This is a genomic window from Bacillus cereus group sp. MS39, from assembly GCF_040448665.1.
GTDB lineage: Bacteria > Bacillota > Bacilli > Bacillales > Bacillaceae_G > Bacillus_A > Bacillus_A wiedmannii.
Genome location: NZ_CP123058.1, coordinates 1,009,126 through 1,022,626 on the forward strand (window position 1 = coordinate 1,009,126; position 13,501 = coordinate 1,022,626).

The following is a 13,501-nucleotide window of genomic DNA, read 5'->3' on the forward strand; positions in this document are numbered from 1 at the left end:
TTTTTGTATGTAAAGTCGTTCTGAAAATGGAAGATTTACATCAAATGTTAGAAAATCCCCAGTGAAATATTAACAGTGTAAAAACCTTCTCTGTTACTCATCATAAGAGGGAGCTTTTCAGAAGAGAAGTTCATTCTAACAGAGGGGGTTTTTGTATTGAATACGAAAGTAAAAGTGATTGCTGCTTCTTTGTTAGTTACCAGTGCATTAGCTGCATGTGGTACACCAAAAGATAACAATGCAATGGATGGACGTAACTACAATTACGAGCGTACATCTTATAATGATACACACCAGTACCGTGATAATGTAACGCGTAACGATCGTTATACAGATTATGTAACATATAGAAATGGTCGTAACGATACAGGGTATAACAATTATTACCGCGATGTAAATTACAACGGTCAAATTGCTAACCCGCATCCAACACGTAATATTACAATGAACAATTCATACATTAACAATGATGGTAAAACAGCAGAAAAAATAACAAATCGTGTAAAGCGTATGAATAACGTAGACCGCGTGTCTACAGTTGTATATGGAAACGATGTGGCGATTGCGGTAAAACCGCGTAATCCAGTATCGAATGAAACGGCACTTGCAAACGAAGTTCGTCAAGCCGTTGCAAATGAAGTTGGAAACAGAAATGTATATGTTTCTGTAAGAAATGACATGTTTACTCGTGTCGATGCAATGAGTACACGCCTACGTAATGGTACAGTTACAAACGATTTTAATCGTGATATAGGGAATATGTTCCGAGACATTCGTTACGGTTTAACTGGTACTATGCGATAGCAAAACAAAAGAGGAAGGGGTAGCCCTTCCTCTTTATTCATCGTTGTCTTGTAAACGACGTTTTTTAATGAAATAACTAATGGAATAAGAAATTAAAAAGCATATGAAGAAAATACTACCTGTTAAAATAGCTTGGAAAAAAGGTCTCTCTGGACTGAAAAGGATATAAATAATAGCTATAATAATTCCAACAATAAGAGAACGTAAGACAAGCTTGTAATAAGGAGTTAAGTTTATTTCCTTTTCACCTTCTTCTACATCGATTGAAACACTTAACTGTAAATAAGCAAGTAAAATACTTGTAAGCATAAATAATAGCCATAATGGAGATTTCGTAATTTGATCCATTCCTTCAGTGAATCCGATATAGCTTAAAATGCCAATTATACCAAGCGATTGAAAAAGAAAGGCAATACGTACGTTTTTTAATGTTTTCAGAATGAGACGTTCATCCTTTATTTTTTTCACAATATCCATCTCCTGTTTATTATGATTTCGCTGTTATATTAATTGTAACATATATATTGCATTTATCAATTTATAATTTACATAAATTCCGTTTGGGTAAAAGAGGAAATAAAATATTTTTATAAACATGTTGCACTCATACTTTATTAATGTTATATTAGCAAAGCGATGAGCTAATTTACGTAAGACGAGAGATATGCTTAAGTGCTAAACACGCGAATGTGGTCGCCTGGTCTCTCGCCGTAAACGCATCAAGACGCCTGCTTTGCAGGCGTCTTTCATTTTATATAAAAACAAATGCTAATGCAGATAAAGATAAAACTTTATCTGCATTTTTTTATTTTCGAGAGAAATGTAATATGGTCATTTATATGGATAAAACCTCCATTTCCGGAAAAACTACTAATGAAAGTTTGATCTTGCCTAAAAGAGGTGAACGGAAATGAAATGGATACTGATTGCGATGCAAGCTTTCGTTATGATGTTTTGTTTCGTTTATGAAACGAATGTGAAGGCGGAAGGGCCAGTACCAGAAGTAACAGAAAAAGAGCCTGAAGTTACAATTTTATTAGAGCGAATGTATGTTGATGGAGAAGTAAGTGAGGAAATCTTTACAGAAAAAGTAGCGGACTTAGAAAAGTTTTTACAGCAATATAAAGAATGGCAGCTCGTTGATCGTGATGATGTGCAAATCGTATTACAAAAGAAAGTTGATGATATTTCTCCATTATTAAAGACGAGCGGTTATTTCGGTGTTTCAGAGGAAGGGATATTACAAATTTTCAAAGGTGTACCGAAAAGTGATAATGCGATTCATTCCTTCTTTCAAATTGATATGAAAAAGCTTGAGAGTTATGAGCGTGCGAAATTGAAGCGTGGTATTCGCATTAAATCAAAAGAAGGTTTTGTGAAGACGATTGAAAAAATGAAGCAATACGCAGTGCAAAGTAAGAAAAAAAGCAGCTCGTGGTGAGCTGCTTTTTTTCTTACTTGTTTTTATCTAAAATTTGTTTTGCGATTTCATCGATTAACATATCTTTTCCGATTGGATTGAAAGCTTTTGTATTGAAGATTTCATTCGATACTTCATATACGTGATTGTTTTTAACTGATTTATTGTCCTTCCAAACGGCACTGTTTTTATAGTCTTCGTAAACTTTATCAGCTTCGCCGCCAAAGTTTACAATAAACATTTGGTCAGGCTGGAATGCAACAAGACCTTCTAGCGATACTTGTGCCATCGTTTGTTTTAAATCTGTACCTTTTGTTGCTGGAAGTTTTAAGTCATTAAAGATGATGTCACCGTATCCGAAGCTACCGTATACACGGAAGTTTTGTGGTGTAACTGCGACGAACATAAAGTTCTCATCTTTTGTTTTTTCTTTAATTTTTTTAGATAAAGAGTCTGCTTTTTTATCGTAGTCTGCAATCCATTTGTCTGCTTTCTTTTCTTCGTCAAATAGTTTACCTACTTCTTTAAACTTACCGCGCCAGTCTTCTAAGTTTGTTTCTAAAACAACTGTTGGTGCAACCTTTTCTAATTGATCATAGATCTTCAATTGACGATTATTTAAAATAATTAAGTCTGGTTTTAATGCAGTAACAGCTTCTAGATCAACTTTAGGTGCCCAGTACCACCCTACTGCTTTTACTCCGTCTAATTTTTCTGTTAAATGATTTTGGATTTTATCTTTATATGTGTTTGCTGTACCAACAGGTTTGTGTCCAAGAAGTAATAATTCTTCTGTTGATCCAGATAGGTCAACAATTCTCTTTGGATTTACTGGAATTGTAGCTTCCCCCTTAGCGTGTTTTACAACTTTTGTTTTCGGTTGTTCTTTCGCTTTCGATTCTTCTTTTTGAGAAGAACAGCCAACGATAGAAAGAACAACTAGCATAATAGTAAATAAAATAAATAGCTTCTGTTTCATCCTGATGTAACCCCTTTAATTAGTATTGATAATCATTATCGACTTCTGTATATTAAGGTGCTTCATACTTTCTGTCAATGGAAAATAACAGAAGTTTCAAATGGAGAACATTTGTTGGGGTAGTCTCGCTTTTCTATCATTAAATATGTTAAAATGGAATACATGATTTAAGAGGGAGAGATCGTATTTTGTTTGAATATGTTACAGGTTACGTGGAGTATGTAGGACCGGAATATGTCGTAATTGACCATAATGGAATTGGTTATCAAATTTTCACGCCAAATCCGTATGTATTTCAAAGAAGTAAGCAAGAAATCCGTGTCTATACATATCATTATGTGAGAGAAGATATTATGGCACTTTACGGGTTTAAAACACGTGAAGAGCGTTTATTATTTACAAAATTGTTAGGTGTGTCTGGCATTGGACCAAAAGGTGCACTTGCAATTTTAGCTTCTGGTCAAACAGGACAGGTCGTTCAAGCGATTGAACATGAAGATGAGAAGTTTTTAGTGAAGTTCCCGGGCGTTGGAAAGAAAACAGCGCGCCAAATGATTTTAGATTTAAAAGGAAAACTAGCTGATGTCGTGCCAGATGCATTTGTTGATTTATTCTCAGACACAGAACGTTTTGATGAGAAGAAAGGTTCATCAGCTGAGCTTGATGAGGCGCTGGAAGCTCTGCGCGCACTTGGATACGCAGAACGAGAAGTTTCTCGCGTTGTACCAGAGTTATTAAAAGAATCATTAACGACGGATCAGTATATTAAAAAGGCACTTAGTCTTTTACTAAATGGTAAGAGGTGAGTATAATGGACGAACGTCTCCTTTCAGGGGAATCTGCATATGAAGATTCGGATTTAGAATATTCATTACGGCCACAGACGCTCCGTCAGTATATTGGCCAAGATAAAGCGAAACATAATTTAGAGGTATTTATTGAAGCAGCGAAAATGCGTGAAGAAACGTTAGATCATGTGCTTCTATATGGACCACCAGGACTTGGTAAAACGACGCTTGCCAATATTATTGCTAATGAAATGGGCGTAAATGTTAGAACAACTTCAGGTCCAGCAATTGAAAGGCCGGGAGATTTAGCAGCTGTATTAACAGCACTTCAGCCGGGTGATGTATTATTTATTGATGAAATTCATCGTTTGCATAGGTCAATTGAAGAAGTGTTATATCCTGCGATGGAAGATTTTTGCCTTGATATCGTAATTGGAAAAGGGCCATCAGCACGGTCTGTACGTTTAGATTTACCGCCATTTACATTAGTTGGAGCAACGACCCGTGCGGGGGCATTATCAGCGCCGCTTCGTGACCGTTTCGGTGTACTTTCAAGATTAGAGTATTACACAGTAGATCAGCTTTCTGAGATTGTTGAACGTACAGCAGAAGTATTCGAAGTTGAAATTGATTCGTTAGCCGCACTAGAAATTGCAAGACGTGCTCGTGGTACACCTCGTATTGCGAATCGTTTATTACGACGTGTACGAGATTTCGCACAAGTTCGTGGTAACGGAACGGTTACAATGGAAATTACACAAATGGCGTTAGAACTACTGCAAGTAGATAAATTAGGTCTAGATCATATTGATCATAAATTATTGCTTGGTATTATTGAGAAATTCCGTGGTGGTCCAGTTGGATTAGAAACAGTTTCGGCAACGATTGGAGAAGAATCCCATACGATTGAAGATGTATATGAGCCGTATTTACTACAAATTGGCTTTTTACAACGAACGCCAAGGGGTCGAATTGTAACACCACTTGCTTATGAGCATTTCGGAATGGAGATACCAAAAGTATGACGGAGATGCCAAAATTGCTTATTACAGCAGGTATCTTACTTATCGTTGTTGGATTAGCTTGGAAGTTCATAGGAAGACTTCCAGGCGATATTTTTGTGAAAAAAGGAAACGTTACCTTTTATTTTCCTATCATCACATGTATTGTGTTAAGTATTGTATTATCTTTTATTATGTATATAATAAATCGATTTAAATAAGAAATAGGTGGATATAGTTATGGATATAAATCTGTTTGATTTTCATTTACCAGAAGAACTTATTGCACAAGTCCCATTAGAAGATCGTGAAACATCAAGATTAATGGTGTTAGACCGTGAAACAGGTGATATTGAGCATAAACATTTTACGGACATTCTTTCTTACTTACATGAGGGAGATTGCTTAGTTTTAAATGAAACAAAAGTAATGCCTGCTCGTTTGCACGGTGTGAAAGAAGATACAGGCGCACACATTGAAGTACTTCTTCTAAAGCAAGAAGAAGGCGATAAGTGGGAAACACTTGTTAAGCCAGCGAAACGTGTAAAAGAAGGAACTGTTATCTCTTTTGGCGAAGGGAAATTAAAAGCAACTTGCACAGGAACTGCAGATCAAGGTGGACGTCATCTTGAATTTTCATATGACGGCATCTTCTATGAAATTTTAGATGAACTTGGGGAAATGCCACTTCCTCCATATATTAAAGAGACGCTAGAAGATCGCGATCGCTATCAAACGGTATATGCGAAAGAAATTGGCTCAGCAGCAGCACCGACTGCAGGACTTCACTTTACAGAAGAGTTACTTGAGAAGTTAAAACAAAAAGGTGTTCAATTAGCGTTCATTACCCTACATGTAGGACTTGGAACATTTAGACCAGTTTCTGCCGATACGATTGAAGAACACCATATGCACGCAGAATATTACCATATGTCTGAAGAGACAGCGGCATTATTAAACCGTGTAAAAGAGAATGGTGGACGTATTATTACTGTAGGTACGACATCAACTCGTACGTTAGAAACAATTGCGACAGATCATGACGGCAAGCTTTGTGCTGCTTCTGGCTGGACAGATATTTTTATGTACCCAGGTTATGAATTTAAAGCAATTGATGGTTTAATTACAAACTTCCATTTACCGAAATCAACATTAATTATGCTTGTAAGTGCATTTGCAAATAGGGATAATGTACTTCATGCTTATAATGAAGCAGTAAAAGAAAAATATCGTTTCTTTAGCTTCGGTGATGCAATGTTCGTTGCATCTCACGCTAAAATGGGAAACAAATAAAAGGAGTAAATTATGACAGCAATTCGTTATGAATTTATTAAAACTTGTAAACAAACGGGTGCCCGTTTAGGACGTGTACATACGCCGCACGGTTCATTTGATACACCAACATTTATGCCAGTTGGTACACTTGCAACAGTTAAGACAATGTCACCAGAAGAATTAAAAGCAATGGATTCTGGTATTATTTTAAGTAATACATATCATTTATGGCTACGTCCAGGTCACGAAATTGTTCGTGAAGCAGGTGGTTTGCATAAATTTATGAACTGGGACCGTGCGATTTTAACTGATTCTGGTGGTTTCCAAGTATTTAGTTTAAGTGACTTCCGTCGCATTGAAGAGGAAGGCGTTCACTTCCGTAATCACTTAAATGGAGATAAATTATTCTTATCACCAGAAAAAGCGATGGAAATTCAAAATGCATTAGGTTCAGATATTATGATGGCATTTGATGAGTGTCCACCATTCCCAGCTACTTTTGAATATATGAAGAAATCTGTAGAACGTACAAGCCGCTGGGCAGAACGTTGCTTAAAAGCACATGAACGTCCACAAGATCAAGGTTTATTCGGTATCGTACAGGGTGGAGAGTTCGAAGAGCTTCGTCGTCAAAGTGCGAAAGACCTTGTTTCAATGGACTTCCCTGGTTATGCTATAGGTGGTTTATCTGTTGGGGAACCGAAAGATATTATGAACCGTGTACTTGAGTTTACAACACCACTTCTTCCAGATAATAAGCCACGTTACTTAATGGGAGTGGGTTCTCCTGACTCATTAATTGATGGTGCAATTCGCGGAGTTGATATGTTTGACTGCGTACTTCCAACTCGTATCGCTCGAAATGGTACATGTATGACAAGTGAAGGTCGTCTAGTTGTAAAAAATGCAAAATTCGCAAGAGACTTCGGTCCACTTGATCCAAACTGTGATTGCTATACATGTAAAAATTACTCTCGTGCGTACATTCGTCACTTAATGAAATGTGATGAAACGTTTGGAATTCGTTTAACGTCTTATCACAACCTTCATTTTCTGTTAAACTTAATGGAGCAGGTGAGACAAGCTATTCGTGAAGACCGTCTTGGCGATTTCCGCGAAGAATTCTTTGAACAGTATGGCTTTAATAAACCGAATGCTAAAAACTTCTAATACATAATTTAAAAGGAGGAACAAAAGATGAATCCAGGTATGATGAATATCGTTATGATCGTTGCGATGTTTGCGATTTTTTATTTCTTATTAATTCGCCCGCAACAAAAGCGTCAAAAAGCAGTTGCTCAAATGCAAAATGAGTTAGCAAAAGGTGATGCTATCGTAACAATCGGTGGTTTACACGGTACAATCGAATCAGTAGATGAGACGAAAATCGTTATTAAATCTGGTGGTTCACACTTAACTTTCGATCGTAATGCGATCCGTGAAGTTGTGAAAAACTAATGAGAAAGGCCCTGCATGAAATGTGCAGGGCCTTTTTTAGTTGTTTTGTTTTGACATATTTACCCCGAAAATACCACCGAGTGTACTCGCGCCCATTAATGCTAATTGATAAAGTAACTGGGAGTTCGATAAAGTTTGAGAGAAGCCTAAATAGTTAACTAGAAAAACAAGTATAGCGAATGTAAGGCCTGTTGTGAAACCTACTAGCCAACCTTTCCCTTGTGCTTTTTTGCCGGCAGTAAATCCGGATATAAGCATAGATAAAAGAGCTAGTATAAAAATAGTAACGGCTAATGTCTCTTCAGTCATATCTGTAAACTTTAATAAAAGAGCCATAACCATGCTAATAATTGATGCGAAAATTAATAAGGTAATGATACCAAAGCCGATTGCGGTTGATAATTTTTTCGTTCCATCCATTTATACATTCCCCCTTTTTAATACAAGCATATTTTCTTTTTGCCCAAGTTAGACTAGTTTATTTTTTATAGGGGAGTCTATACGTAAAAAGGAGATGTAGAAATGGAATGGGTATCAATCATTGGCCGGACGATGCTTTTGTATATCATCATATTAATTATTTTTCGTCTTATGGGTAAACGTGAAATTGGAGAGTTAAGTGTATTAGATTTAGTCGTATTCATTATGCTTGGGGAAATGGCTGTAGTCGCAATTGAAAATACCGATAAATCACTTTGGCACCAATTAGTTCCGATGACTTTTCTTATGTGTATACAGATTATTTTGTCAGTCATTTCATTAAAGTTTCAACGATTTCGGCATTTAATAGAAGGTGAGCCGGCTATTCTTGTAAATGCGGGGAAAATTGATGAAAAGAAGATGAGAAAGCAGCGTTATAATATAGATGATTTATTGATGCAATTAAGGGAGCAAGGAGTTGGAGATATCCGAGATGTAGAATACGCTATTTTAGAACCATCTGGGAAGTTATCTGTCTTTCAAAAACAAAAAGGTAAACAGGATACATTGCAGTTTACTCTTCCTCTTATTATTGATGGAGAAATTCAATTGAATCATTTACAAATGATTGAACATACAGACGAATGGCTCATTGGAAAATTAAAAAACTTAGGTTATAACGATATCACACAAATTTTATACTGCAGCTTTCAAAACGGACAATTTTTTGTTGATTTGAAAGAAAACTAGAGGCTTACTATATGAAATAGTAAGCCCGTTTACTTCAAAAATGAAAGTTTTCGAATGATTGGAAGTCGACTTAACTCTTCTTTTCGAATGATTTTGAAAGTGAAGAGGAGGATGATATAAACGATTGTTGTTAAAGTGATTTCCCATAATGTTTGTACGCCGAGTGAATGAGAGAAAATTATATATTTATGAAGGTAAAAACCGAAAGCGCCTGCAATACTGATAGCAAGTCCGCCAAAAATGTAGTCTTTTGCGTAAATGGTAAATGTAATTTTCTTTAAAACAGTAGCGTAATGAAGGAATGTTACCGTCACTATATTTGCTGCAATTGCAAGGGCAACCCCCATCATTTGAAAATCTGGCCTTGAAGCTAGTACAAAAATAACGATTAATTTCACGATGGCGCCAATAAATGTATTCATCATTGCAGCTCTTGCTAAGTTTAAAGCTTGTAAAACAGAGGTAAGTGGACTTTGAAAGTAATGAAATAAAAAGCAAGGTGCAAGAAGCTGGATAAATGCTGTTGCACTATCCGATCCATACATAAGAGTTAAAATAGGAGAAGCGAATACGTATAATATAACGACTGACCACCCACCAGTAATTAATGAGATCCGAAGAGCTTGTTGGAGGCGGTGTTCCACTAATTTATGCTGCCTTTTAGCCATTGCTTCACTAATAGATGGAACGAGTGCTGTAGAAAGAGCGTATGTAATAAAGGCTGGCAGTGATAGAAGTGGGAATGCATAACCGTTTAATATACCGTATTGCTGGGTTGCGACAGAGGCAGCAACTCCGGCAATCGCTAAGCTTTGCATAACAACGATAGGTTCAAAAAAATATGAAACGGAACCGATTAAACGACTTCCTGTAGTTGGAAGGGCAATATCCATAAGAGAATAAAATGTACCCTTGCTCTCCTTTACAGTAGTGAAAAATCCAGAGCGTATAGATAAATGTTTTTCGCGCTGGAATAAAGTGAGTAAAAATAATAACGATGCAACTTCACCGAGAACGGCTGATAACATAGCGCCAGCTGCAGCATATTCTACACCGTAAGGTAAAAATAACTGAATGCATATAGCGATAATTGTAATGCGGACAACTTGTTCTATAACTTGAGCATAAGAGCTAGGTTTCATATTTTGTTTCCCTTGGAAATAACCGCGTAAAACAGAAGAAACAGCAATAACAGGAACGACAGGTAAAATGGCCATTAATGGATAGTACGTTCGTTCATCAGTTAATAATGTTTTTGCTAAAATAGGTGTGAGGAGCATAATTCCGATTGTTAAAATGATACTAATAACGGATGTAACAGCTAATGATACTGTTAATATTTTTTTAACTCTTTGTTTATCGTTCACAGCTTCCGCTTCTGCTACAAATTTTGCGATTGCGACAGGAAGGCCGATTTGTGTTAATGTAATTGCTAGAATGAATGTAGGAACGGCCATCATATAAAGGCCAACACCTTCTTCCCCTAAAATACGTGCCATTACAATCCGGTTAATAAATCCAAGGATTTTGGTAATAAAGCCGGCTATCATTAAAATAAATGCGCCTTTTAAAAAGCTTTGTCTCGTCATGGTCTTCTCCTACCTTCTCAAAATCAGTGGAATGATTTACAATAATTTATATGCACGTATGAGACAAGAATGACAAGCATTTAAGAGAGTGAAGTATGAGAGTGCTCTTGAAAGTAGTTATTGCTGTCCATTAGAGCGGGATTAAAAGCGACTTTTCGTGCTGAAATAAGAAGGAGATGTTTATGTATGTTAGAAAAAGAGGCTTTGGTAGAATCATACCGCGGACAGTTACAAGTCGTTTTAGAAAGCAAAGTAGAAGAGTTTCACATGTTCGGTTATGACCGAGTAACAGATGATGATATTTGGAAGTTTCTTAAAGTGAAGAAGTGGAAAAAAATAAACGGTGATGTTAGATTATATGAATTAGTAAATGATGTATTAAGAGTAAGTACTAATGAATATATGAATTATTTAACTGTTGAAGCATATCAAGCACCACTTTGGTCATTTGATGAATATGAAAATAAATAACCGACTGCAATTGGTTTGTTCTTCCTTTTGCAGTATAATGATAGGTATTGATAATGAGGAAATAATTATGTCTAAGATTATATATAAAGGGGGTAGTGAAGAGAAAAAATAAATAATGAAAGTGTAGGTATTGTGAAAAACTTACCGACACAGCTAGTGATGAACTAGCAAAATTATAGAAAGGAAGTCTACTAACTAGGCGTATGCACACGTGTAAAAGTAAATCGTAAGAGATTTATTTAAAGTGTTAGTAGCAGAAAGAGGGTACATATGGCAAAGCGTGGTACGAGAATTGCCGCCTTTTTCCTCATCGTTTTATTAATCGGTGGAGTAATTGGTGCGGCAGGAAAAGACATAGCAAAAGGAATTAGTCTAGGACTAGACCTTCGCGGTGGTTTTGAAATTCTATATGAAGTAAAACCAGCCAAAAAAGGTGATAAAATCGATCGAGACGTACTTGTAAGTACAGTAGGCGCTCTTGAAAATCGTGTCAATGTTCTAGGTGTAAGTGAGCCGAACATTCAAATCGAAGGGCAAGATCGAATTCGCGTACAGCTTGCTGGTGTACAAGATCAGCAAAAAGCACGTGAAATGTTATCAACACAAGCGAAATTAACATTCCGTGATGTAGATGACAACCTTCTTATGGACGGAACGGATTTAAAAGGCGGCGGAGCGAAGCAAACATTTGATGAGCAAGGCCGTGCGAGCGTAGGTCTTACACTAAAAAGCGCTGATAAATTCCGTGAAGTAACTGAAAAAATTTCAAAAATGCCACCACCAACGAATTTAATGGTAATTTGGCTTGATTTTGAAGAAGGAAAAGATTCATACAAAGCAGAATCTGCAAAACCGAATCCGAAGTTCTTATCAGCAGCAACAGTAAGCCAAGTGTTTAATCAAGCTGAAGTATCTATCGTAGGTGGAAACTTCACAGTTGAAAGTGCGAAACAACTTTCATCTTTATTAAATGCAGGCGCACTTCCTGTTGATTTAAAAGAAATGTATTCAACATCAGTTGGAGCGAAATTTGGACAACAAGCGTTAGAACAAACAATTTTCGCTAGTGCGATCGGTATCGCTCTTATTTTCTTATTTATGCTTGTATTCTACCGTTTACCAGGAATTGTAGCGGTTATTATGTTAGGTTTATACATTTTTGTTACATTACTTGTCTTTAACTGGATGCATGCAGTGCTTACGTTGCCAGGTATTGCGGCGTTAGTGCTCGGGGTAGGTATCGCAGTTGATGCGAATATTATTACGTACGAGAGACTGAAAGAAGAGCTGAAAATTGGTAAGTCAATGATGTCAGCATTTCGTGCGGGTAACCATCGTTCATTAGCAACAATTTTAGATGCGAACATTACGACTCTTGCAGCAGCTGGTGTGTTATTTGTTTATGGTAATAGCTCTGTAAAAGGATTCGCAACAAGTTTAATCGTAAGTATTTTAGTTGGTTTCGTTACGAACGTATTCGGTACTCGTTTCTTACTAGGATTACTTGTAAAGAGCCGTTACTTCGATAAAAAACCAGCATACTTTGGTGTGAAACAAAAGGATATTATTCCATTAACAAAAGGTGTAGTACATCCACCGACAAGATTTGATCGTATTAACTTCGTAAATATCGGTCATAAATTCCTTGTTTTCTCGATTGTAGTTGTAATTGCAGGTGCAATTATTTTACCAATTTTCAAATTGAATCTTGGTATTGATTTTGCGAGTGGTACACGTATCGACTTGCAATCAAAACAATCAGTTACTGTATCAGATGTTCATAAAGATTTTAAAGAATTGAACATTGATGTGAAGGAAGAAAATATTGTACCTACTGGAGATGACAATAAAGGTTTCGCCGTTCGTACTTTAGGTGTTCTATCAAAAGATGAAATTGCGAAAACAAAAACATTCTTCCATGATAAATACGGTACAGATCCAAACGTAAGTACAGTTTCACCGACAATCGGTAAAGAGATTGCACGAAATGCATTTATCGCAGTATTAATTGCTTCTGCGGTTATCATTTTATACGTAAGTATTCGATTCCGATTTACGTACGCATTATCTGCAGTGCTTGCATTATTACATGATGCGTTCGTTATGATTGTTATATTTAGTATTTTCCAGTTAGAGGTAGACTTAACGTTTATCGCTGCGGTATTAACAATCATCGGTTATTCTATTAATGACTCGATTGTTACATTTGATAGAAACCGTGAATTATACAAACAGAAAAAACGAGTTCGCGATATAAAAGACCTAGAAGAAATCGTAAATGCAAGTATCCGCCAAACGCTTGGTCGTTCAATTAACACCGTATTAACAGTGTTATTCCCGGTAATTACGTTACTTATCTTCGGTAGTGAGTCATTACGTAACTTCTCGTTTGCGTTACTTGTTGGATTAGTTGTAGGTACGTACTCTTCTGTTTTCGTTGCTTCTCAAATTTGGTTAATGCTTGAAAACCGTCGTTTGAAAAAGGGTAAAAACAAGAAAAAGGTTGAGAAAGTAGAATCTGAACCGCAAGTATAAAAAAGATGATG

The 13,501-nt window shown here is 36.4% G+C and carries 15 protein-coding genes; 11 read left to right on the top strand and 4 right to left on the bottom strand.

Going from position 1 to position 13,501, the window contains the following annotated elements:
* Positions 1-156: 156 nt before the first annotated feature.
* A complete protein-coding gene (locus QEP67_RS05250) occupies positions 157-804 on the top strand; it encodes a YhcN/YlaJ family sporulation lipoprotein (RefSeq protein ID WP_048565738.1) in 648 nt (215 codons plus the stop codon).
* A gap of 33 nt (positions 805-837) precedes the next feature.
* Here the strand turns inward: QEP67_RS05250 and QEP67_RS05255 are convergent, their stop codons facing one another.
* Positions 838-1,281 carry a branched-chain amino acid ABC transporter substrate-binding protein gene (locus QEP67_RS05255; RefSeq protein ID WP_074651162.1) on the bottom strand — a complete coding sequence of 148 codons (444 nt, stop codon included), beginning with the start codon at positions 1,279-1,281 and terminating at the stop codon, positions 838-840.
* Positions 1,282-1,714: 433 nt separating this feature from the next.
* Here QEP67_RS05255 and QEP67_RS05260 point away from each other — a divergent pair, with 433 nt between their 5' ends.
* Entirely contained in the window at positions 1,715-2,245 is a 531-nt protein-coding gene (locus QEP67_RS05260; protein ID WP_046956297.1) for a BofC C-terminal domain-containing protein, read from the top strand.
* Between the two features lie 13 nt (positions 2,246-2,258).
* Here the strand turns inward: QEP67_RS05260 and QEP67_RS05265 are convergent, their stop codons facing one another.
* Positions 2,259-3,203 carry an iron-hydroxamate ABC transporter substrate-binding protein gene (locus QEP67_RS05265; protein ID WP_341056896.1) on the bottom strand — a complete coding sequence of 315 codons (945 nt, stop codon included), beginning with the start codon at positions 3,201-3,203 and terminating at the stop codon, positions 2,259-2,261.
* A gap of 188 nt (positions 3,204-3,391) precedes the next feature.
* Here QEP67_RS05265 and ruvA point away from each other — a divergent pair, with 188 nt between their 5' ends.
* From ruvA to yajC, 6 genes are read left to right on the top strand one after another with little or no spacing between them, the layout of a single operon-like run.
* Complete coding sequence (gene ruvA / locus QEP67_RS05270; protein ID WP_000464511.1) at positions 3,392-4,009, top strand: Holliday junction DNA helicase RuvA; 618 nt, start codon at positions 3,392-3,394, stop codon at positions 4,007-4,009.
* 5 nt (positions 4,010-4,014) lie between these two features.
* Complete coding sequence (ruvB, locus tag QEP67_RS05275) at positions 4,015-5,016, top strand: Holliday junction branch migration DNA helicase RuvB (RefSeq protein WP_000344465.1); 1,002 nt, start codon at positions 4,015-4,017, stop codon at positions 5,014-5,016.
* Complete coding sequence (locus tag QEP67_RS05280; RefSeq protein WP_000138162.1) at positions 5,013-5,213, top strand: DUF2905 domain-containing protein; 201 nt, start codon at positions 5,013-5,015, stop codon at positions 5,211-5,213. The genes ruvB and QEP67_RS05280 overlap by 4 nt, the downstream gene beginning before the upstream one ends.
* A gap of 19 nt (positions 5,214-5,232) precedes the next feature.
* Complete coding sequence (gene queA, locus QEP67_RS05285; protein ID WP_048565737.1) at positions 5,233-6,285, top strand: tRNA preQ1(34) S-adenosylmethionine ribosyltransferase-isomerase QueA; 1,053 nt, start codon at positions 5,233-5,235, stop codon at positions 6,283-6,285.
* Between the two features lie 12 nt (positions 6,286-6,297).
* Positions 6,298-7,437 (top strand): tRNA guanosine(34) transglycosylase Tgt, encoded by a 1,140-nt coding sequence (gene tgt / locus QEP67_RS05290; protein WP_000125371.1) that lies wholly within the window; start codon positions 6,298-6,300, stop codon positions 7,435-7,437.
* 27 nt (positions 7,438-7,464) lie between these two features.
* Positions 7,465-7,725: a preprotein translocase subunit YajC gene (yajC, locus tag QEP67_RS05295; RefSeq protein WP_001068064.1), complete on the top strand. Its 261-nt coding sequence runs from the start codon at positions 7,465-7,467 to the stop codon at positions 7,723-7,725.
* A 36-nt stretch (positions 7,726-7,761) separates the two neighbouring features.
* Here the strand turns inward: yajC and QEP67_RS05300 are convergent, their stop codons facing one another.
* On the bottom strand, positions 7,762-8,145 hold the full coding sequence (locus QEP67_RS05300) for a TIGR04086 family membrane protein (protein ID WP_000349129.1): 384 nt from the start codon (positions 8,143-8,145) through the stop codon (positions 7,762-7,764).
* 102 nt (positions 8,146-8,247) lie between these two features.
* Between QEP67_RS05300 and QEP67_RS05305 the strand changes: the two genes are divergently transcribed.
* Entirely contained in the window at positions 8,248-8,895 is a 648-nt protein-coding gene (locus QEP67_RS05305; protein WP_000455380.1) for a DUF421 domain-containing protein, read from the top strand.
* Positions 8,896-8,924: 29 nt separating this feature from the next.
* Here QEP67_RS05305 and spoVB read toward each other — a convergent pair whose 3' ends face one another.
* Positions 8,925-10,484 carry a stage V sporulation protein B gene (spoVB, locus tag QEP67_RS05310; protein WP_000198305.1) on the bottom strand — a complete coding sequence of 520 codons (1,560 nt, stop codon included), beginning with the start codon at positions 10,482-10,484 and terminating at the stop codon, positions 8,925-8,927.
* A gap of 186 nt (positions 10,485-10,670) precedes the next feature.
* On the opposite strand from spoVB, the gene QEP67_RS05315 reads away from it, so the two are divergent.
* On the top strand, positions 10,671-10,955 hold the full coding sequence (locus QEP67_RS05315) for a post-transcriptional regulator (protein WP_000890214.1): 285 nt from the start codon (positions 10,671-10,673) through the stop codon (positions 10,953-10,955).
* 270 nt (positions 10,956-11,225) lie between these two features.
* Positions 11,226-13,490: a protein translocase subunit SecDF gene (gene secDF / locus QEP67_RS05320; protein WP_001119055.1), complete on the top strand. Its 2,265-nt coding sequence runs from the start codon at positions 11,226-11,228 to the stop codon at positions 13,488-13,490.
* Positions 13,491-13,501: the final 11 nt, after the last annotated feature.

Bases quoted from the DNA above. Each gene is read 5' to 3' on its own strand.
- yajC (WP_001068064.1), top strand. From the start codon at position 7,465: ATGAATCCAGGTATGATGAATATCGTTATGATCGTTGCGATGTTTGCG.
- tgt (WP_000125371.1), top strand. From the start codon at position 6,298: ATGACAGCAATTCGTTATGAATTTATTAAAACTTGTAAACAAACGGGT.
- QEP67_RS05255 (WP_074651162.1), bottom strand. From the start codon at position 1,281: ATGGATATTGTGAAAAAAATAAAGGATGAACGTCTCATTCTGAAAACA.
- QEP67_RS05280 (WP_000138162.1), top strand. From the start codon at position 5,013: ATGACGGAGATGCCAAAATTGCTTATTACAGCAGGTATCTTACTTATC.
- QEP67_RS05265 (WP_341056896.1), bottom strand. From the start codon at position 3,203: ATGAAACAGAAGCTATTTATTTTATTTACTATTATGCTAGTTGTTCTT.
- queA (WP_048565737.1), top strand. From the start codon at position 5,233: ATGGATATAAATCTGTTTGATTTTCATTTACCAGAAGAACTTATTGCA.
- QEP67_RS05305 (WP_000455380.1), top strand. From the start codon at position 8,248: ATGGAATGGGTATCAATCATTGGCCGGACGATGCTTTTGTATATCATC.
- QEP67_RS05315 (WP_000890214.1), top strand. From the start codon at position 10,671: ATGTTAGAAAAAGAGGCTTTGGTAGAATCATACCGCGGACAGTTACAA.
- QEP67_RS05300 (WP_000349129.1), bottom strand. From the start codon at position 8,145: ATGGATGGAACGAAAAAATTATCAACCGCAATCGGCTTTGGTATCATT.
- spoVB (WP_000198305.1), bottom strand. From the start codon at position 10,484: ATGACGAGACAAAGCTTTTTAAAAGGCGCATTTATTTTAATGATAGCC.
- ruvB (WP_000344465.1), top strand. From the start codon at position 4,015: ATGGACGAACGTCTCCTTTCAGGGGAATCTGCATATGAAGATTCGGAT.
- QEP67_RS05260 (WP_046956297.1), top strand. From the start codon at position 1,715: ATGAAATGGATACTGATTGCGATGCAAGCTTTCGTTATGATGTTTTGT.
- secDF (WP_001119055.1), top strand. From the start codon at position 11,226: ATGGCAAAGCGTGGTACGAGAATTGCCGCCTTTTTCCTCATCGTTTTA.